This window comes from Burkholderia sp. AU31624 (assembly GCF_020420065.1).
In the GTDB taxonomy this organism is placed as follows: Bacteria; Pseudomonadota; Gammaproteobacteria; order Burkholderiales; family Burkholderiaceae; genus Burkholderia.
This window is the reverse complement of sequence record NZ_JAIZRT010000002.1, coordinates 612,064-630,588: the sequence shown is the minus strand read 5'-3', so window position 1 is coordinate 630,588 and position 18,525 is coordinate 612,064. Positions and strand designations below refer to the sequence as shown.

The 18,525-nt window shown below is 66.2% G+C and carries 17 protein-coding genes; 11 read left to right on the top strand and 6 right to left on the bottom strand.

Features of this window, described 5'->3' with window-relative positions; translation table 11 throughout:
- Positions 1-194 precede the first annotated feature (194 nt).
- The 6 genes from tssK to tssE all read left to right on the top strand — a co-directional run bounded on the left by tssK (position 195) and on the right by tssE (position 7,876).
- Positions 195-1,544 (top strand): type VI secretion system baseplate subunit TssK, encoded by a 1,350-nt coding sequence (tssK, locus tag LGM89_RS08155; RefSeq protein ID WP_226272809.1) that lies wholly within the window; start codon positions 195-197, stop codon positions 1,542-1,544.
- Entirely contained in the window at positions 1,544-2,299 is a 756-nt protein-coding gene (locus LGM89_RS08150) for a DotU family type IV/VI secretion system protein (protein WP_226272808.1), read from the top strand. Before tssK ends, LGM89_RS08150 begins: the two co-directional genes overlap by 1 nt.
- The gene (locus LGM89_RS08145; RefSeq protein WP_226272807.1) at positions 2,296-4,074 is read left to right on the top strand and encodes an OmpA family protein; all 1,779 of its coding nucleotides are present in this window, start codon (positions 2,296-2,298) and stop codon (positions 4,072-4,074) included. Before LGM89_RS08150 ends, LGM89_RS08145 begins: the two co-directional genes overlap by 4 nt.
- Before the next feature lie 94 nt (positions 4,075-4,168).
- Positions 4,169-4,654: an Hcp family type VI secretion system effector gene (locus LGM89_RS08140; RefSeq protein ID WP_089497485.1), complete on the top strand. Its 486-nt coding sequence runs from the start codon at positions 4,169-4,171 to the stop codon at positions 4,652-4,654.
- 94 nt (positions 4,655-4,748) lie between these two features.
- Complete coding sequence (tssH, locus tag LGM89_RS08135; RefSeq protein WP_226272806.1) at positions 4,749-7,457, top strand: type VI secretion system ATPase TssH; 2,709 nt, start codon at positions 4,749-4,751, stop codon at positions 7,455-7,457.
- The gene (gene tssE, locus LGM89_RS08130; protein ID WP_089497487.1) at positions 7,454-7,876 is read left to right on the top strand and encodes a type VI secretion system baseplate subunit TssE; all 423 of its coding nucleotides are present in this window, start codon (positions 7,454-7,456) and stop codon (positions 7,874-7,876) included. The genes tssH and tssE overlap by 4 nt, the downstream gene beginning before the upstream one ends.
- A 10-nt stretch (positions 7,877-7,886) precedes the next feature.
- Here the strand turns inward: tssE and LGM89_RS08125 are convergent, their stop codons facing one another.
- Positions 7,887-8,672, bottom strand: a complete 786-nt coding sequence (locus LGM89_RS08125) for an NAD(P)H-dependent oxidoreductase (protein ID WP_226272805.1) — start codon at positions 8,670-8,672, stop codon at positions 7,887-7,889.
- 86 nt (positions 8,673-8,758) lie between these two features.
- On the opposite strand from LGM89_RS08125, the gene LGM89_RS08120 reads away from it, so the two are divergent.
- Positions 8,759-9,652, top strand: a complete 894-nt coding sequence (locus LGM89_RS08120; RefSeq protein ID WP_226272804.1) for a LysR family transcriptional regulator — start codon at positions 8,759-8,761, stop codon at positions 9,650-9,652.
- 164 nt (positions 9,653-9,816) lie between these two features.
- A complete protein-coding gene (locus tag LGM89_RS08115) occupies positions 9,817-10,221 on the top strand; it encodes a DUF2471 family protein (protein WP_039344831.1) in 405 nt (134 codons plus the stop codon).
- A 197-nt stretch (positions 10,222-10,418) separates the two neighbouring features.
- Here LGM89_RS08115 and LGM89_RS08110 read toward each other — a convergent pair whose 3' ends face one another.
- Positions 10,419-12,452: an NADPH-dependent 2,4-dienoyl-CoA reductase gene (locus LGM89_RS08110; RefSeq protein WP_226205797.1), complete on the bottom strand. Its 2,034-nt coding sequence runs from the start codon at positions 12,450-12,452 to the stop codon at positions 10,419-10,421.
- 85 nt (positions 12,453-12,537) lie between these two features.
- On the opposite strand from LGM89_RS08110, the gene LGM89_RS08105 reads away from it, so the two are divergent.
- On the top strand, positions 12,538-13,638 hold the full coding sequence (locus tag LGM89_RS08105) for an AraC family transcriptional regulator (protein WP_226272803.1): 1,101 nt from the start codon (positions 12,538-12,540) through the stop codon (positions 13,636-13,638).
- Here the strand turns inward: LGM89_RS08105 and LGM89_RS08100 are convergent.
- Entirely contained in the window at positions 13,635-14,525 is an 891-nt protein-coding gene (locus LGM89_RS08100; RefSeq protein ID WP_226272802.1) for a LysR family transcriptional regulator, read from the bottom strand. The genes LGM89_RS08105 and LGM89_RS08100 overlap by 4 nt on opposite strands.
- A gap of 155 nt (positions 14,526-14,680) precedes the next feature.
- On the opposite strand from LGM89_RS08100, the gene LGM89_RS08095 reads away from it, so the two are divergent.
- Positions 14,681-15,100 carry an ester cyclase gene (locus LGM89_RS08095; protein WP_226272801.1) on the top strand — a complete coding sequence of 140 codons (420 nt, stop codon included), beginning with the start codon at positions 14,681-14,683 and terminating at the stop codon, positions 15,098-15,100.
- Between the two features lie 47 nt (positions 15,101-15,147).
- On the opposite strand, the gene LGM89_RS08090 is transcribed toward LGM89_RS08095, so the two are convergent.
- From LGM89_RS08090 to LGM89_RS08080, 3 genes are all read right to left on the bottom strand, one after another.
- Positions 15,148-15,612, bottom strand: coding sequence for an aconitase X swivel domain-containing protein (locus LGM89_RS08090; protein ID WP_226272800.1), 465 nt, complete (start codon positions 15,610-15,612; stop codon positions 15,148-15,150).
- Positions 15,605-16,852, bottom strand: coding sequence for an aconitase X (locus tag LGM89_RS08085; RefSeq protein WP_226272799.1), 1,248 nt, complete (start codon positions 16,850-16,852; stop codon positions 15,605-15,607). Before LGM89_RS08085 ends, LGM89_RS08090 begins: the two co-directional genes overlap by 8 nt.
- A gap of 188 nt (positions 16,853-17,040) precedes the next feature.
- Positions 17,041-17,469, bottom strand: a complete 429-nt coding sequence (locus LGM89_RS08080; RefSeq protein WP_089428109.1) for a MarR family winged helix-turn-helix transcriptional regulator — start codon at positions 17,467-17,469, stop codon at positions 17,041-17,043.
- A 91-nt stretch (positions 17,470-17,560) separates the two neighbouring features.
- Here LGM89_RS08080 and LGM89_RS08075 point away from each other — a divergent pair, with 91 nt between their 5' ends.
- On the top strand, positions 17,561-18,481 hold the full coding sequence (locus tag LGM89_RS08075; RefSeq protein WP_089462995.1) for a LysR family transcriptional regulator: 921 nt from the start codon (positions 17,561-17,563) through the stop codon (positions 18,479-18,481).
- Positions 18,482-18,525 lie beyond the last annotated feature (44 nt).

Sequence of the window (18,525 nt, the reverse complement as noted above, 5' to 3'; positions counted from 1 at the left end):
TTAATAAAACAAATGCACATCATGATTCGACACATAAAAACCAAACCCACCCCATCAATCTCACAATAAACTCCCATTTATCTCAAATTAACCGAAACTATTTCCAACAAATTCTAATAGACCGGGGTATACGAAATCGCAAAACGATGTATAGAATCGGCGCCTCATAATTCCTGGATCATTACAACCACACCATGCGGATCGACAAACCGCTCTGGCATGAAGGGCTGATTCTTACGCAGCAGCATTTCCAGCAGCAGGAACGCTGGAACGGGTTCGCGCTGCAACAACTGGCTTCGGCGATTGCCGTTGAGCCGTGGGGGACGCTGAACGTCGACGTCGACGAAGAGGCTCTTGCCGCCGGTCGCCTGAAGCTCACCCGGCTGCAATTGCGCTTCCCCGACGGCACGCCGATCGACACGACCGTCGCCGATGCGTTGCCGCCCGCGCGCGACCTGACCAGCGAAATTCCTGTCGATGCCCAGACCATCGACGTGCTGGCCGCGCTCGCGCTGCCCGATGCGAACGGCAACAACTGCCGCTTCGACGAAACGGCGCTGGCCCGCCCGCGGCGCGCGTATCGCGAATTCGTCAAGGTGACAGACCTGAACGGCGCAAGCGAAACCGAAATCGCCGCCGAGCGCCACGCCGTCCGGTTGCTGTTCGGCTTCGAGTCGCACGCGGACGACACGGCATGCGCGATCGCACGACTGATACGGACGACGAGCGGGCAGTTCCAAGTCGATCGCCGATATGTCCCGCCTTGCCTGACGTTATCCGGTCACGCGCTGCATATCGAGCGCGTCCAACGGATCGCCGATATCCTCGCCGCCAAAAGCGCGATCCTCGGTGCGCGCCGCAGCGAGCGCATCGAGCAGGTGGCCGAATACGGCGTCGCCGACGTCCAGCTCTTCTGGCTCCTGAACTGCATTCATCAGGCGTGGCCGCAATTGCGCTTCCTCGCGTCGCACCCGGGGCAGCCGACCGATCGCCTGTACCAGGTACTCACCCAATTGGCCGGCTCGCTGACCACGTTCTCGACGCGTGTCTCGCTGACTGATATTCCCCCCTACGATCATGCGAGCGCCCATGACGTGTTCACAACGCTCGAATCGCTGATTCGCGATCTGCTCGACGCGATCATCCCTTCGCGTGTCGTCTCGATCGGGCTTTCGCATACGACGCCGACCACCTGGGTCGGACAGTTCCTCGACGAGCGCATCGTCGAGGGCGCGGCTGATTGGTATCTGTCCGTCAACGCCGCACTGCCGGCATTCGAGCTCGTCGAGCAGTTCCCGCGCCTGTGCAAGATCGGCGCACCGGACGACGTCCAACACATCGTCAATTCCGCCGTGGCGGGAATTCCGCTCAAGGCTGTGCAGCGGGTGCCCGGCGCCATTCCGGTCCGGCTGGACAACCACTATTTCGCGCTCGATGCGCACGACGCCGCGCATGCGAGGATGCTCGCCGCGCGTGCCTGCCAGATCTATCTGCCGGCGTCGGTTCCCGACGCGTCGATCGAACTCTATGCGGTGCTGCGCTGATGAATACCATCGTCTCCACGCGTCACGAATCCGCGCTGCTCGCCCGGGAGCCGTCGTCCGGTCACTCGCCTCGAGCGCCGATACGTGCGCTGCTGCGCGATACGGCGCTGCTCGTCTCTCACCTGTCGAACGGCGGTCAGGTCGACAACCATGAGAACCTGCGTCGGCAATGCCTCCGGCTCGTCGCCCAGTTCTCGACAGCGCTCGATGCGCAAGGGATTGCCGCTGACGTCCGGGACGATGCCGTCATCGCCCAGTGCGGGCTGATCGACGAAGCCGCCCTGCGGTATCTGCCGGCCGCCAGCAAGGGGGACTGGGAGTCCCGACCGTTGCAGGTCGACCGATTCGGCACGCACGACGCCGGCACGCGCATTTACGAACGGCTCGAGTTCCGGATGCGCGAACCCGCACCGAACGTCGACTTGCTCGAATGCTACGCGGCCGTTCTCGGCCTGGGATTCCGCGGCCGCTACGCCGCCCGCTCGGGCGCGTCGACAGACGCGCACGACGGCGAAGCGAAACGTCAGGCACTGATCGCCGCACTGGTGGCGCAGATAGATCAGTTGCGGCCGGCCACGCGGCCGGGCTTCGTCACCGATCGCTCGAACACGCGTCTGATCGACCGTCTCAGAAGCCTGTCGCCATGGGCGATCGCGGGAACGGCCTGCGTGATCGCGATACTCGTCTGGTTAGCGTGGGATCGCATCCTCGATGCGGAACTGGCACAACTCGTTCAGAAAGTGAAACGGCCGTGACTTCGGACACCACGCTCCCACCTGCCGCCACCCACGCCGATTCCGATGCGGCACGCGCGGCCCTGTCGGGCCTGGGCTATCCGCTACGCACGGTCGTGACGCTGTCCGCGGCACTGGCGCTGGCCGTCATCGGTTGGGTGTTGCCCGTCGATCGCGGCGTCATGTGGGGATGGGTGTCAATCGACGTCTTACTCTCCGTGCTGATCCTCTGGCGGCATTCGCGCAGATTGACGCGGGCTCGCGAACGGAACGTACACGTGATCGCGCAGCTCGGCGCAGCGACCGCCGACCTGCCCGTCGCTCTGCGCACGAGAATGCCGCTCGCCCTCGTCACCGGTGACGGCCTGCCGGCCTTGTTCGATCGCGATGCGGCAAGCTCGCGCTTCGTCCATGTCGGCGACGGTGCAATCTGGTTACGCGCAGATCGGCCCCAGGATCTCCCCCGGCTCGCCGTCGCGGTTCGCCAGTGGCGGGACGGCCATGCGCCGGATTGCGTCGTGCTGTCGGTCGCGCCGGGCCTTCATGCGAACGACGATACGCTGTCGCAGTCGCTGCGCGTGATCCGTCAGGCCGTTGCGGATGCGTCACGCATGCTCGGCACGTCGCTGCCGGGCTACGTCGCCCTCTATCAGCGACTCTCGAACGCGGATGCCGCGACGATGCCGGCGGCCGGTGAATCGGCGGCCCAGTGGTATGGCATGTCGACGGGATCGGCAATCGTCGATCTGCACTGCTTCGACGCCGCAATCGACGCGGCCGAGTCGGATGCGTTCCATGCCGACGGAAGCCAGGCGGTCGCGGCCCGCGCCGCCGGAATCGCCTCGATGATCGGGTGGAGCCGCCGTGTCGTGTTCGACCCGCTGACGGATCGACGCCAGCCCGCCTCGCCCTGGCCGCTGTTCGGCGCCGGCTGGATCGACCATGGCCCGGCAACGGGCCCCGGCAAACCGTGGGAACGTGAAGTACGCAGCCTGACGGGTATCGCTCCCGCTGCCCTGCCTGCGTCGCCGCTGCCCTGGCCCTTGCCGCAGCCGCTGATCGACGCGACGCCACGCCGGTCGTGGCGATCGCCGCGCATCACCGCCGTCGCGCACGTCATTGCGATCGTTGCCTGTGCTGCGATCGCCGCCATCTGCGGCGCCGGGAAGAACAACGAGGCGTTGATGGCTCGCATCGGCGAGCACCTCGAACGCTACAACGGTATCCCTGCCACGCAGGACGCGGCAAAACGCGACGCGCTCCGAGTCCTTGCGTCGGATCGCGATCAGCTCGACCGGTACGCGCGTGTCGGCGTTCCGCTCCGGCTGTCGTTCGGCACTTATCACGGTACACCGCTGCTGCCGGTCCTCAACGAAGCCATCGCCTCGTATGAACCGCCCCTACCGCCGCCCGCCGTCGTCACGCTGGACAGCATGTCGCTGTTCGACAGTGGCAAAGCGCAGCTCAAGACGGGCACCACGCGCGCGATGGTCGATGCGCTCGCACTGATCAAGGCGCATCCCGGCAAGCGCGTGCTCGTCGCCGGCTATGCGGACGATCAGGGCCGGCCCGATCGCAATCTGAAGCTGTCGATCGATCGTGCGTCGGCCGTGCGCGACTGGCTCGTCGAGGCATCCGGCATCCCACCGACACAGTTCGCGATCCAGGGCTATGGCGATACGCGACCGGTCGCGGATAACGCCACACCGGAGGGGCGAGCAAAGAATCGTCGGGTCGAGATCACGCTCGTTCCCGATACGCCGGTGCCTGCCGTCCCGACCGGTGCCGCGAAGTAATACGCGTTTGGGTTCCCGAGGCGGTCGCCTCGGGTTTGTCAACGCCGGAATCCGATTCCGGCGATTCGTAGTACGAAGAAGAAGGAGTGAACAAATGGCAATTCCGGCCTACATGTGGCTCAAGGACGACGGCGGTGCGGACATCAAGGGTTCGGTGACCGTCCAGGATCGCGAGGGTAGCGTCGAACTGGTTGCATTCGATCACGGTGTGCACATTCCGACTGACGGCAATACGGGCAAGCTGACCGGCACGCGCGTGCATAAGCCGATCACGCTGACGAAGGAGACGGACGCATCGACGCCGTACCTGTACAAGGCTGTGACGAGCGGCCAGACGCTGAAGTCGGTCGAAATCAAGTGGTACCGGATCGACGACGCGGGCAAGGAGAAGGAATACTTCAACACGAAGCTCGACAACGTGAAGATCGTCGCGGTGAAGCCGAAGATGCTCGACATCAAGAACCCCGACTACGAGAAGCACAACCATCTCGAAGACGTGGAACTGCGTTACGAGACGATCACGTGGGCGTACAAGGACGGCAACATCATCCACAAGGACACCTGGAACGAACGTTCCTGATGTGCTGACCGGCTGGCGGAATCCGGCGCGCGTGCGCGACAGGATTCCGCCGCTTTGGGCGCCCGCCCGCTTCCCTTCCTGATCCGCTACCGACATGACGCCGCCTCTCCGGGACGCCTCCCATCTCATTCGTCGCCTCAATCCCCACTGCACACGCGCGCTCGAGGCCGCCGCGAGTCTTTGCCAGACCCGGCTCGCCGACGAAATCGCGGTCGAGCACTGGGTGCTGAAGCTGATCGAAGCGGACGACGGCGACATCCCCGCCCTTCTGCGACACTACGACCTCGATATCGATGCCGTCTGGGATGCCATGATCGATGTGATCGACCGCATGCCACGCACGTTGCGCGGCATGCCGTCGCTGTCGCGACAGCTCGCCACCGTGATCGAGGATGCGTGGGCGCATGCAATGGCCGACGATCCCGGCGCCACGATTCGCTCCGGGCATCTGCTGCAGGCCATCGTCGATGCGCCATACGTGCTGCGCACCCAGCGGGCGTGGCCACTGCTGTCGATCTCCAGCGTGCAGATCCGGCGCGTGCTGCCCCGGCTCGGACGACGGTCCTGCGAAAACGCAGTGGACGAACCCGTATCGACACACGAAACCGACCCGGTCGACAGGTTGCCCACCGAAGGAACGACGACGTCGGCCCCCGCCGCACCACACCCGCCCGCGCGCGCGCGCGAGCATGACGCGCTCGCCCGCTTCGCACTCGATCTGACCGAAAAGGCGCGTCGTGGCGAGATCGACCCCGTCTTCGGACGCGACCGCGAGATCCGGCAGATGATCGACGTGCTCGCGCGCCGCCGCAAGAACAATCCGATTCTGGTCGGCGAGCCGGGCGTCGGCAAGACCGCGCTCGTCGAAGGGCTCGCCTTGCGCGTGGTCGGCGGCAGTGTGCCTGACACGATCCGTGGCACGCGCATCCTGACGCTCGATCTCGGCTTGCTGCAGGCCGGGGCCGGCGTGAAGGGCGAATTCGAGCAACGACTGAAGAACGTGATCGACGAGGTACGCGCTTCGACGACGCCCATCCTGCTGTTCATCGACGAAGCGCATACGCTGATCGGCGCGGGCAACGCGGCGGGCGGCGCCGATGCGGCCAACCTGCTGAAGCCGGCGCTCGCGCGCGGCGAGTTGCGCACGATCGCGGCCACCACGTGGGCCGAATACAAGGAATACTTCGAACGCGATGCCGCGCTCGAGCGGCGCTTCCAGGTCATCAAGGTCGACGAACCCGACGACGAAGCTGCCTGCCTGATGCTGCGCGGGCTTGCGAGCCGCTACGCGAAGCATCACGACGTCCACATCCGCGACGAAGCGATCGTCGCGGCCGTGCGGCTGTCGCGCCGCTACATTCCAGCCCGGCAGCTGCCGGACAAAGCCGTCGACCTGATCGATACGGCCGCCGCACGCGTGAGGATGGCGCTCGACGTACCGCCTGCGGAACTGCAGCAGGCGCGCGCCACACTGGAGGCGCTCGAACTGGAGCGCGCCGCACTCGATGCGGACGCCAGCGCCGGGATCGTCGACATCGCCGAGCGGCGCGCCGCGATCGACAGGGAACACGAAGACATGCGCGACACCGCCGATGCGCTGCTCGGCCAGTACGCGCGGGAACAAGAACTTGTCGGCAACTTGCGCGCCCTCCGTGGCGCAACCGATCAGGCGCCCGACCCGGCAGCCGTTTCCAACGCGCTCGACGCGTTATGGACCGCTCAGGGCAAAGCACCCATGATCTCTGCCGACGTCGATGCGCAATCCATCGCGCGAGTCGTCGCTGAATGGACGGGCGTGCCGGTCGGCAATCTCGTCGAGGACGAATTGCGCAGCCTGCTCGCGCTCGAAGCGGCGCTCGCCGCACGCGTGGTCGGACAGGATGATGCGATCGGCGCGTTGGCCGAGAGCCTGCGCACGGCCAAGGCAGGCCTGAAAAGCGAACGTGCGCCACTCGGCGTGTTCCTGCTGGCAGGGCCGTCCGGCGTCGGCAAGACCGAGACCGCGCTGGCGCTCGCCGATCTGCTGTTCGGCGGCGAGGCCGCGCTGACGACCATCAACCTGTCCGAGTACCAGGAAGCGCACACGGTGTCGCAACTCAAGGGCTCGCCGCCCGGTTACGTCGGCTATGGACGCGGCGGCGTGCTGACCGAAGCAGTGCGCCAGCGCCCGTACAGCGTCGTGCTGCTGGACGAGGTCGAAAAAGCGCATCGCGACGTACTCGACATCTTCTATCAGTTGTTCGACCGGGGCACGATGCGCGACGGCGAAGGGCGCGAGATCGATTTCCGCAACTGCGTGATCGTGATGACGTCCAATCTCGGCAGTGTGGAAATCGACGACGCGACAGCCGACGGCGCGTCGATTACGCAGGCAGGCCTGCGAGAGGCCATTCACTCGCAACTGGTCGCGCACTTCCAGCCGGCGCTGCTCGCACGCTTCCAGACGCTCGTCTACCGGCCGCTCGACGCCGCCGCGCTCGCGTCGATCGTGCGCATCAAGCTGGGCAAGATTGCCCGGCGCCTCCATCGGCAACATGCCGTGACACTGACGTACGCCGACGACCTGATCGAATCGATCGCGCAACGCTGCGTGTCGCGGCAATCCGGCGCACGCAGCGTCGACGCGTTCCTCAATCAACGCGTGCTGCCGGTTGTCTCGCACGAACTGCTTGCCCGGATGGCTGAAGGGGTCACGCCGAGTGAAATCCTGCTGTCGGCAGCGCCCGACGGTACGATGACAATCGATTTCACCGACGTACCGCGGGCCATCAATGAAGGCGCAGGCCAACGGAGCCATCGATGACCGCCGGCCCGTCCCTCTACGACATGCTGCTTGGCCAGATCGGCGGCGAACCGATCGGCGCATACGACGACCGCACACTCGAATGCCTGAGCGTTCAGCAGAACGTGCGCCGCATTCTCAACACGCGGGCAGGCGCGCTGAAACACCTGCCCGACTATGGCCTACCTGACCTGACGAACATCTACAAGGCTCTGCCCGCGTCGTCGCATTTGCTCAAGCAGCAGATGGAGGCGACGCTGCTGAAGTACGAGCCACGCATTCGCGCGATCGACGTCGGAATCGTCGATAACCGCGATCCGGGCATCCTCGTCAGCTTCGAGATGACCTGCCACCTGAAGAACGCGGGGCTCGTGCGTTTCGGCACTTACTTTGAACCGCCCGGTCGCCTGCGCATCGAACGGTACGTCGCCCGCTCATGATCACGCGCGATCAGCCCTCGTGCGCCAGATGCACCGCATACCCCGCCTTCCCCGGCACGATTTCTTCCTTCAGCGTCAACGCCGGAATCTCGTAATCGCCCGCATTCTGCCGCCGGAACGGAATCGGCTGCGTGGTCCACAGTTCATCCAGACGCTTGCCGAGCGCCGCACGCGTTTCGTCGAAGCGCGCGTCGTTCATCTTCCCCGTCCGGTAGATCACGAACGGCGGCAGCACGTCGAAGCCCGGGTAATACAGCATCCCGTGCTGGATCGGGAACAGCACGTCGTCGATCGGCCCGTTGATGCCGCGCGGGCTGTAATGCGACTCCCACCCGCCTGCCGTGACGATCACCATCGCGCGCTTGCCGGCAAGCGAACCTTCGCCATAGCGATCGCCCCAGTGCGTATCGGAATGCTCGCCCACGCCGTAAGCGAAGCCGCATGCATACACGCGCTCGAACCAGCCCTTCATGATCGCCGGCATCGAGAACCACCACAGCGGGAACTGCAGGATCACCGCGTCGGCCCACTTCAGCTTCTCCTGCTCGCGTGCGATGTCTTCGCTTTGCGTACCCGCCGCGAACGCGCGCTTCGAGTCGAGCGACGGATCGAACCGCGCATCGGGCGCACGATCGGTCACGTCGTCCGCGTCGAACGCCGCCTTCCAGTTCATCGCATACAGGTCGGTCAACTGCACCGTGTGGCCGGCCGCTTCGAGATGGGCGACGGAGAAGTCGCGCAATGCGCCGTTCAGCGAACGCGGTTCGGGATGGGCATAGACGATCAGCACATTCATGTTCGGTACTCCGTTGATTGAATGACTGCAGGATGCCGCCGCCAACGGTATATTTGAAATGAATTCCTGATATTCCAGGTATAGCCATGAACAATCTCAGACGACTCGATCTCAATCTGCTCGTCACGCTCGACGTGCTGCTCGCCGAGCACAACGTCACGCGCGCGGCCGAGAAACTGAACATGTCGCAGCCGTCGGTGAGCGTGCAATTGCAGAAGCTGCGCGACGTGTTCGGCGATCCGCTGCTGCTGCCGGGGCCGCGTGGAATGCGGCCGACCGCGCGCGCGGAAGCGCTGCGCGAACCGTTGCGCGATGCGCTCGAAGCGGTCGAGCGCGCGGTCATTCCGGCCACGCCGTTCGATCCCGCGACCGCGACGAACACGTGGCGCGTGGCCGCGACCGACTACGGCGAATCGACGATCGTGCTGCCCGCGCTGAACACGCTGCGTTCGGCCGCGCCCGCCACGCGCCTCGCCGTGGTCGAGCTGGTACCGCCGCGCATCGAGCAGGACACCGAACGAAACGGCATCGATCTCGTCTTCCATATGACCGAAGCGTCGCCGCCCGGCATGCGGCGCTTGCCGCTGTTCGCCGAGCGTTACGTGCTCATCGGCCGTGCCGGGCACCCGAAGCTGAAGCGGCGCCCGACGCTCGCGCAGTTCGGCACGCTCGAGCACGTGATCGTGTCGCCCGACGGCGGCGGCTTCTTCGGCGTGACGGACGAAGCGCTCGCGAAGATGGGCGCCACGCGGCGCGTCGTGCTGTCGGTGCCGCATTTCCTGTTCGTGCTGTCGGCCGTGGCGAGCACCGATCTCGTCGCAATGGTGCCCGAGCGGCTGGTGCGCGACGTGCCCGCGCTGCGCGTGGTGGCAGCGCCCGTCGACGTGCCCGGCTATGAAATGTCGATGCTGTGGCACGAACGCGTGCATCGCGATCCGGCGCATCGGTGGTTGCGGGAGACGATCGCGGCAGCGGTGTAGATCGGTCGCGTGCCCGGGGCGGCCGCCCGCTTCGATCGCCGTCGCACGAAATCCTTCATCCGGGGCTTGAAACCGCGCCAAACACTGTATATATTTACAGTGCTTTTGCACCATTTGACCCGAATTCCGTCATTCACAGACGAACGGACTTTTGTGAGGCGACCATGTTCCAGGCATCCGCATTCGATCCCGAGCAACCCGGCTTCAACCCCGTCCACTTCGAGCGCGCCGCGCAGCGGGCGGTCGTCGATCTGCAGCGTGTCGCGGGCGGCCCCGCGCAGCGGGCGCTCGGCCTCCGGCGCCGCACCCATCCCGCGGCCGTGCGCACGATGAGCTGGCAGGCGCTGCTGAATGTCGAAGAGCTGGCATTCTCGAATGCCGGCTTCCTGAGCCGCAACGACCCGGCCGTCGTCGACGCGTTCATCCGGCTGCGCGACAGCCGCCTGGTCGCCGCGGATGTCGAGGAACCGGTCGACTGGCGCCGCGACGATGACGACCTGCCGGCCATCTACCTGATCGTCAAGGCGATGCTGGAAGCGGAAGAGGAAGAACGGGCCGAAGCGGCCTGAGCCGTGTGATGGCCAATCGCCGTCACGGTCTGTCGGGGTAGCGCCGCCACGTTACGTGGCGACGCGGCCGGCGTTGCGGCTCGTTTCAGTCCTGCGCCGGCGAATCGGTGCAGCAGACGGTGAGCCACGAACGGCCGCGCAGGCGGATCATCGCCACGCGGCGTACCTTCTCGGGTGGCCGTCGCAGCGACCGTCCGTTACAGCCGCGCGGCGAGCCGCGAGCCCTGATCGATCGCGCGCTTCGCGTCGAGTTCGGCGGCCAGTTCCGCGCCGCCGATCAGGTGCACCGAGCGCCCGGCCGCCTGCAGCGGCGCGAGCAACGCGCGCTGCGGCTCCTGCCCCGTGCAGAGCACGATCGTGTCGGCCTCGATCAGTTCGTGATCGGTGCGCTGCTCGCCGTATGACACGTGCAGCCCGCGCGCATCGATCAGTTCATAGTTCACGCCGCCGATCATCTTCACCTGCTTCATCTTCAGCGTCGCGCGGTGAATCCAGCCGGTCGTCTTGCCGAGCCCCTTACCGAGCGGCGCGGCCTTGCGCTGCAGCAGCGTCACTTCGCGCGCGGGCGCCGTCACCTGTGCACGCGTTACGCCACCGCGCGTCGCGGCCGGGTCGGTCACACCCCACTCCGCCTTCCACTCTTCCAGATCGAGCGCCGGCGATTCGCCCTCCTGCACCAGATACTCGGCGACATCGAAGCCGATCCCGCCGGCCCCGACCACCGCGACACGCCGGCCGACCGGCTGCTTGCCCGCGAGCACGTCGATGTAGCTGAGCACGTTCGGCCCGTCCTGCCCCGGGATCTTCGGGTCGCGCGGCGCGACGCCGGTCGCGAGCACGATCTCGTCGTAGCCGCCCGCGATCAGGTCGCTCGCGTCGACGCGGCGGTTCAGGTGCAGGTTCACGCCGGTCAGCTCGACCTGGCGGCCGAAGTAGCTCAGCGCTTCATGAAACTCTTCCTTGCCCGGAATCCGCTTCGCCATGTTGAACTGGCCGCCGATCTCGGCCGCGCCGTCGAACAGATCGACCTGATGGCCGCGCTGCGCGAGCACGGTCGAGCATGCGAGCCCGGCCGGCCCCGCGCCGACCACCGCGATGCGCTTCGGCTGCGCGGCGGGCGTGTATTTCAGTTCCGTCTCGTGACACGCGCGCGGGTTCAGCAGGCACGACGCGATCTGGTTCTTGAACGCGTGATCGAGGCACGCCTGGTTGCAGCCGATGCAGGTATTGATCTCGTCGGCACGGCCCTGCGCGGCCTTGACCACGAACTCGGCATCCGCGAGCAACGGGCGCGCCATCGACACCATGTCCGCGCAGCCGTCCGCGAGGATCTGCTCGGCCACTTCGGGACGGTTGATCCGGTTGGTGGTCACGAGCGGAATGCCGACCTCGCCCTTCATCTTCTTCGTCACCCACGCGAACGCGCCGCGCGGCACCGACGTCGCGATCGTCGGCACCCGCGCCTCGTGCCAGCCGATCCCCGTGTTGATGATGGTCGCGCCCGCGCGCTCGACGGCCTTCGCGAGCTGCACGGTTTCGCTCCAGTCGCTGCCGTCCGGAATCAGGTCGAGCATCGACAGCCGGTAGATCAGGATGAAATCGCGGCCGACCGCTTCGCGCGTACGCTCGATGATCTCGATCGGCAGCCGGATGCGGTTCTCGTACGAACCGCCCCACTGGTCGGTCCGCTTGTTCGTATGCATCGAGATGAACTGGTTGATCAGGTAGCCTTCGGAGCCCATGATCTCGACGCCGTCGTACCCGGCCTCACGCGCGAGTTTCGCGCAGCGAACGAACGCGCGAATCTGCCGCTCGACGCCGCCTGCGCTCAGTTCATGCGGCGCGAACGGCGAGATCGGGGACTTGATCTTCGACGGCGCGACCGCGAACGGGTGATAGCCGTAGCGTCCCGTATGCAGGATCTGCAGCGCGATCTTGCCGTCCTCCGCGTGCACGGCCTCCGTGATCTCGCGATGCCGCCGCGCGGCGGCCGACGTCATCAGCGTGCCGCCGAACGGCTTGGTCCAGCCGGCCACGTTCGGCGCGAAACCGCCCGTCACGATCAGGCCGACGCCGCCGCGGGCGCGTTCGGCGAAATATTCGGCGAGCCGCGGCAGCGTCTTGCGGCTGTCCTCGAGGCCCGTGTGCATCGAGCCCATCAGCACGCGGTTCTTCAGCGTCGTGAAGCCGAGATCGAGCGGGGCCAGCAGGTGGGGAAAGGTCGTGGTCATGATGAGCGTGCCGATTCGTGCCAGTAAGCGATGCGTGACATCGTAGGCGCGCGCCGCCTTGAACGTGAGGGGGCAAACAGCCATAATGCTTGTCATTTCCGGCCAAGACGACATGACTTCCGCTCTCGCCAAGGACCGCCTCGGGCTGCGCCGGCCGACGATTCCGGTCGCCTATACACGGCTGTTGCTGCAGGCGCTGGCCGCACGCGGCGTCGATCTGGCCGCCGTGCGCGCCGGCACGGGCCTGCGCGATGCGGTATTGGCCGAACCGGACGCGCGCGTCGCGCCGTCGCAATGGGGGCGGCTCGTGCTCAATGCGATCGAGATCGGCGGCGATCCGGGCATCGGGCTCGCGTTCGGGCTGCTGCTGAAGCCGACCGTGCACGGCTTCCTCGGCTACGCGACGCTGACCGCGCGGGACATCCGGGAAGCGCTCGCCGTCACGCAGCGCTACTTCCGGATGCGCAATCGTCAATATCGGCTGACCTATGAAGAAGACGAACACGGCGCGACGCTCGAACTGCACGGCGTGCAGGCCAGCCCCGTGCTGCAGCATCACGTGATGTTCGAATTCGTGCTGACGGGGCTCGCGCAGAACATCTCGCAATGGGCCGGGCGCACGGCACCGCCGATCCGGCTGCAGTTCGCGTGGCCGGAGCCGCCCTATTTCGCGCGCTATCGCGATCAGTTGCCGCCGGTCGAATTCGGCTGCACCGCCAACGCGCTGTGGATCGCGCGCGACGTGCTCGACTGGCCGCTGCCGCTCGCCGACGAAGTCGCACACCGGCAGGCGCTCGTGCAGGTGGAGCGCGAGTATGCGCAGGTGCGTCAGGAGGAAGGCGATCTGGTCGAACGCGTGCGCGCGGAGCTGGCACGCGGGGCTGGCGATTACCCCGGACCGGAGACGCTCGCCGACGCGCTGCTCGTATCCACACGCACGCTGCGGCGCCGGCTCGAGGAAGCCGGTTCGAGCTATCGGCAATTGCTCGATGAAGCGCGGTTTCGCGACGCGAAGCAGTTGCTCGCCGCGTCGGATCTCGACCTGAAGACGATCGCCGAGCGGCTGCAATTCACCGACCCGGCGAATTTCACGCGCGCGTTCCGGCGCTGGGCCGGGCAGACGCCGAGTGCGTATCGCGAAGCGGCTGCCGGGTTGACGGGACAGACGCCGGACAGCGCACGCTAGTCCGATTCGGTCGTCGCATCCAGGCTCGTCGACGCACGCGCCGTCAGGACTTCGACGAACATCCCGACGAGCGGCTCGACGACGGGCTGCGTGGTCGGGCCCTCACCGATCACCGCGACTTCGGACGCGGGCAGCGCCGGCCATTGCGCGGACGTCGGCAGGATCTTCATGCCGGGCTGCAGGAACGACTTGCCCAGCGCGGTGACGCCCAACCCACCCGCCACCGCGGCCTGCACGCCGGCGAGATTGCTGGCCGTGCAGCCCACCGACCATTCGCGGCGTGCCGCATCCAGGCTTTCGGTCATCACTTCGCGATAGGCGCAAGGCGGCGGCATCATGACGAGGCGCGCAGGGCGGCCCGGGTCGTTCCGGTAGTTTTTCGCGGCCAGCCACACCAGCGGCTCGCGCCAGATCACGCGGCCGCGCAATGGCGTGCCTTCCTGCTTCTGTCGAGCGAAAACCACGTCGAGCAGGCCGGCCCGATGCGCGCCGGCGAGTTCCGGGCTCGATCCGGTGACGAGTTCCAGCTGGACGGCCGGGAAGCGCTCGCCGAAGCGCGCCAGGATGTGCGGCAATTGTGCGTGCACGAGATTTTCGGAGACGCCGAGCCGCAACCGTTCGACTTGCGGCGGCTCCCGCCATTCGTGCATGAACGCGTCATACTGCGCCAGCAACCGCCGCCCGCCGGCGAGCACGCGCTCGCCTTCCTGCGTCAGCCTCAGCGAGCGGCTCGTGCGCTCGAACACGCGCACGCCCAGCGTCTCCTCGAGCCGCAACACCTTCTGGCTGACGGCCGATTGCGAACGGCCGACGACATCGGCAGCCACCGTGAAACTGCCCGTCTCGGCCACAGCGACGAACGCGTGCAGCAAATCCAGATCCAGCATCGTGCCCCATCCATTCGATAATCTTCTAGATCCAAGAAAGATTATTCGTTTGTCATCTTGTTCGCAAGTTCACACAATGACAGCCTGTCAGCCGGACTCGATCGTGAATCGCGGCAGGCAACGGATCAATGACGCTGTTTCAACGGAGCAGGAAGATGAGCAAACGCAATTCGGTCGAGATCGTCGAGCACTTCTGGCGGGAAGTCTGGCAGGCGCGCAACCCCGACGCGGTGGACGCACTCGTCGCCGAGGATTTCGCGATCACGTCGGGTGGCGTGGTCATCCGCTCGCGCGCGGCATTCAAGACGTGGGTCGCGGCGTTCCTCGCGAGCATCGACGACTTCCGGTTCGAAGTCGTCGAAACGTTCCAGAACGAAGCCGGCGACCGCGTCGCGAGCCGCTGGCGCGTGACGGGGAAGAACAACGGGTTCATGGGATCGGCGCCGTGCGGGTCGCCCATCGACATGACGGGCACGGCCGTCTGGCACGTGCGCGACGACGGGCTGCTTCAGCACAACTGGGTCGAACGCAATGCGCTTGAGGTGCACCGGAGCCTGAAGGGCGCGCAGTTGTAACGCTCGGGTGCGGCGAGCACGCGCTCGCCGTGCCGTACTCGGATCGATCAGGCCGAATGCGCCGCGTCGCCGAGGTCAATCCGCGCGCCGCCATCCCCCTCTCCCGCTTCGATCCGCACCTCCCCCGTCGCGGCGGCAATCGCGTCGTACACGTCGTCGGTCACGCACACCACCGGCACCGCGATCGCATACAGCTCGGCCGCCACGATCGCGCCGATCGAGATGATCAGGTCGCGCTCCTTCAGCACGATCGCGACCGGCCCGGTGCCGTTGCGCACGGCTTCCGCGAGCACGCTGCTGCTCGAACTCGAGCCCTTCGCGTGCGGCATCACCATCACCTTGCCCGCGAGGCTCGCGCCGGCCTGCGGATGGCCGCGATCGACGATCTTTCCTGCGCCCGAGTCGTAGCCGCCCCAGAAGCTGAGCGGCTTGTCGAGCACGAACGGGCGCGCGCATGCGCTGCCCGGCACGAGCGTGTCGCCCGTCATCATCTTCCCCGTCGGGTCAGTCATCGAATCGCACCTTTCCTTCGTACGCCGAACGCACGCATTCGCGCATGCTGCCGTACGCGACCGTCACGCCGATGTTCGCCGGCGCATACGATGCCCATTTCCCCGAATTGGTCATCACGAGCCCCGACAGTTGCTTCATCACCGGCGTGATGTACGTGCAGGTATCGACGACGATCTGGATGCCGCGTGCAGCGAATTTCTCCGCGAGGCCGGCCTCGTCCAGTTCCCACAGGATGAACCGGCTCGTGTTCACGTAGAAATCGCAGGCCGGCTGGCCGTCGAACGCATCGAGCAAGGTATCAAGCGTGCGAAATTCGGCCAGCGAGAAATGCGGTGTGCCGAGCGCCACCGCGACGAGCGCATCGCCGGCCGCGCCGTGGTTCAGCGTGCGGCGAATCTCGTCGAGATCGGCCATCGCGACATCGATCGTGCGTTGCGCCGCTTGTCCATGCAGTGCGGCGTCGAGCGTGGGTGCTTCGGGCGTCACGCCGACCGCATGGAACAGCGCAACGGCCCCGCTCGACGCGGCGGCCGCTCCAAGCGCCTTGAGTTCATCTTCCGTGGTGTCCGCCGGCAGCCCGACGATCGCCGGCACGACCGCGCCCGCGATTCTGCCGATCAGCAGCCCGAGCGCGGCGAAATAGATGTCGCGCGACAGCAGGCGACTGAAATCCGGTGCGTTGAACACGATCCGCGCGGCGCGATTCGCTTCGACATGCAGCCCCGCATACGGCGCACGCCCGGTGATCGCGGCAGCCAGGTCGAGAAAATCGCCGTACCGGCTCGTCCGCGCACCGAGCACCGAATTCGCGAACACGATCGCGTTCGATTCGGCCCAGGCGATCTGCTCGCCTTTCGCGGGACGGTTCTTCAGTTGATAGGGCGCGCACGTGAAACTCGATTCGCAGCCGAGTTGCAGATGCGCGTCCATCAGGCGCTGCGCATCGCGCTGGATCGTGCGGTCGCCGTGGTACAGCTCGGGATGGATCAGGTCGAGCGACCCGACGTTCAGCGTGGTCGGCACCGCGACCTTCGCGCCGGTGTCGACGAAATACTCGACGAAGTCGAGGCTGGTCTGGCCGTGGTAAAGGCAGCCGTCGATATGGGCGGACGTGATGTCGATCAGGTGCGGCGCGGACATCACGTGCGCCGTGCGCGCGACGATCCGCATCGCGCGCGCGACGCCCTCGCCGAAATCCCCGCGCAGCATGGCGCTGTCGCGGTCACTCAACTGCAGCATCGATCGCTCCTCTGACGCGTGCCGGCGGCGCCGGCCCGTGAAATCCGTCAGGGGACTCTACAACTGGAAATAAAAACTGTCCAGATCGCCATCGATCCGGACATTTTCAAAAACCAATTTCCGCTATTGAGCGCCACTGAAGCAACCAATGGCTAGAATTCCGCTCCAGTTTGCCGCCAGCCCGCCGCCTAGCGTTCCGCGGTCACGCTGAACAGTTCGTCGCGCAGCGCCTTCGCGCGATCGCGGCCGAACTGCGTCTCGAATTCGTCCTGCGCGGCCTGCCAGGCGACTTTCGCTTCAGCGAATGTGCGCTCGCCCAGCTTCGTGAGGCTCAGCGCATGCGCGCGCGTGTCGTGCTCGGACGCGGCCGTCGCGACGAACCCGTCGCGCTGCAGCGGCTTCAGTGCGCGCAGCAGCGTCGTGCGGTCCATCACGAGCGTATCGGCGAGTTCGCTCATCAGCAGGCCGGGCTGGCGCGTCAGGTTCGCCATGATCGAGAACTGGGCGGGCGTGACCCCAACCGGGGCCAGATGGCGCTCGTACAGTTGCGTGACAAAGCGCGCCGCCTGACGCAGCGCGAGGCAGTTGCACGCCTGGGCAATCGAGGTGTCGTTCATGTTTCGCAATTTATATGTGCATATGCATAAAGTCAATGTACACTCCGCCGTAACCAGGCCGGCGGCCGGCCCTCGCGTCAAGGAGACGGACATGGACTACATCGACAAGCTGCGGATTTTCCGGTCGGTGGTGGAAATGCGCAGCTTCACGCGCGCCGCCGACATGCACGGGCTCGCACGACCGGTCGTGTCGCGCGCGGTCGCGGATCTCGAGGCACGCTTCGGCAGCCGGCTGCTGCACCGGACCACACGCCAGGTGTCGCTGACCGAAACGGCCGAGCGCATCTACGAGCGCTGCGCGGCCGTGCTCGACGAACTCGACTCGCTCGAAGCGGAAGCGCAGTCGCCGACGCGCGAGCCCGAAGGCCTGCTGCGGCTCGTCGCGCACACGACGGCCACGCTGAACCGGCTGGTGCCGCTGATCGCCGGCTTCAAGGCCGCGCACCCGAAGGTACGCCTCGACGTGACGCTGACCGAGCGCCCCATCGATCTCGTCGGTGAAGGCTACGACATCGGTATCGTCGTACCGTACATGCTGACGAACGAATCGACCGTCGTGCGGCTGATCGAGCGGATTCCGCTCGTGATCGTCGCGACCCCCGCGTACCTGCGCGCCCACTCGCGCCCGGTCGCGCCGGCCGATCTCGCCGACCATCCGTTCGTGCCGATGTCGCCGTCGCTGCGCCGGCCCGCGCTGTCGTTTCGCGTCGACGGCAACACGCTGACCGTGCCGTTCCGCTTCGACATCTCGTCGAACAGCCCCGTCTTCAACCGTGAAATGGTGATGCACGACTTCGGCATCGGCGTCGTGCCGAAGACGCTCGTCGATGCCCAGCTTGCATCGGGCGCGCTCGTGCAGTTGCTGGCCGACGCCGATCTCGTCGATGCGTCCGTCGAGATCAAGCTCGCCTACGCGAACCGCGCGCTGCTGCCCGCGAAGGTCAAGACGTTCATCGACTACACGGCCGCTTATTGCGACCGCGAAGGCTGGATCGTTCCGGCGGCAGCCTGACGCCGATTGGTACAGCCGCGACAACAATCTGATCGCGCCCCGCC

What these genes read in the sequence shown, in the direction of transcription:
- LGM89_RS08075 (WP_089462995.1), top strand. Translation starts at nt 17,561, where the DNA reads ATGGACTACATCGACAAGCTGCGGATTTTCCGGTCGGTGGTGGAAATG.
- LGM89_RS08105 (WP_226272803.1), top strand. Translation starts at nt 12,538, where the DNA reads ATGCTTGTCATTTCCGGCCAAGACGACATGACTTCCGCTCTCGCCAAG.
- LGM89_RS08150 (WP_226272808.1), top strand. Translation starts at nt 1,544, where the DNA reads ATGAATACCATCGTCTCCACGCGTCACGAATCCGCGCTGCTCGCCCGG.
- LGM89_RS08085 (WP_226272799.1), bottom strand. Translation starts at nt 16,852, where the DNA reads ATGCTGCAGTTGAGTGACCGCGACAGCGCCATGCTGCGCGGGGATTTC.
- tssE (WP_089497487.1), top strand. Translation starts at nt 7,454, where the DNA reads ATGACCGCCGGCCCGTCCCTCTACGACATGCTGCTTGGCCAGATCGGC.
- tssH (WP_226272806.1), top strand. Translation starts at nt 4,749, where the DNA reads ATGACGCCGCCTCTCCGGGACGCCTCCCATCTCATTCGTCGCCTCAAT.
- LGM89_RS08125 (WP_226272805.1), bottom strand. Translation starts at nt 8,672, where the DNA reads ATGAATGTGCTGATCGTCTATGCCCATCCCGAACCGCGTTCGCTGAAC.
- LGM89_RS08115 (WP_039344831.1), top strand. Translation starts at nt 9,817, where the DNA reads ATGTTCCAGGCATCCGCATTCGATCCCGAGCAACCCGGCTTCAACCCC.
- LGM89_RS08100 (WP_226272802.1), bottom strand. Translation starts at nt 14,525, where the DNA reads ATGCTGGATCTGGATTTGCTGCACGCGTTCGTCGCTGTGGCCGAGACG.
- LGM89_RS08140 (WP_089497485.1), top strand. Translation starts at nt 4,169, where the DNA reads ATGGCAATTCCGGCCTACATGTGGCTCAAGGACGACGGCGGTGCGGAC.
- tssK (WP_226272809.1), top strand. Translation starts at nt 195, where the DNA reads ATGCGGATCGACAAACCGCTCTGGCATGAAGGGCTGATTCTTACGCAG.
- LGM89_RS08110 (WP_226205797.1), bottom strand. Translation starts at nt 12,452, where the DNA reads ATGACCACGACCTTTCCCCACCTGCTGGCCCCGCTCGATCTCGGCTTC.
- LGM89_RS08120 (WP_226272804.1), top strand. Translation starts at nt 8,759, where the DNA reads ATGAACAATCTCAGACGACTCGATCTCAATCTGCTCGTCACGCTCGAC.
- LGM89_RS08090 (WP_226272800.1), bottom strand. Translation starts at nt 15,612, where the DNA reads ATGACTGACCCGACGGGGAAGATGATGACGGGCGACACGCTCGTGCCG.
- LGM89_RS08080 (WP_089428109.1), bottom strand. Translation starts at nt 17,469, where the DNA reads ATGAACGACACCTCGATTGCCCAGGCGTGCAACTGCCTCGCGCTGCGT.
- LGM89_RS08095 (WP_226272801.1), top strand. Translation starts at nt 14,681, where the DNA reads ATGAGCAAACGCAATTCGGTCGAGATCGTCGAGCACTTCTGGCGGGAA.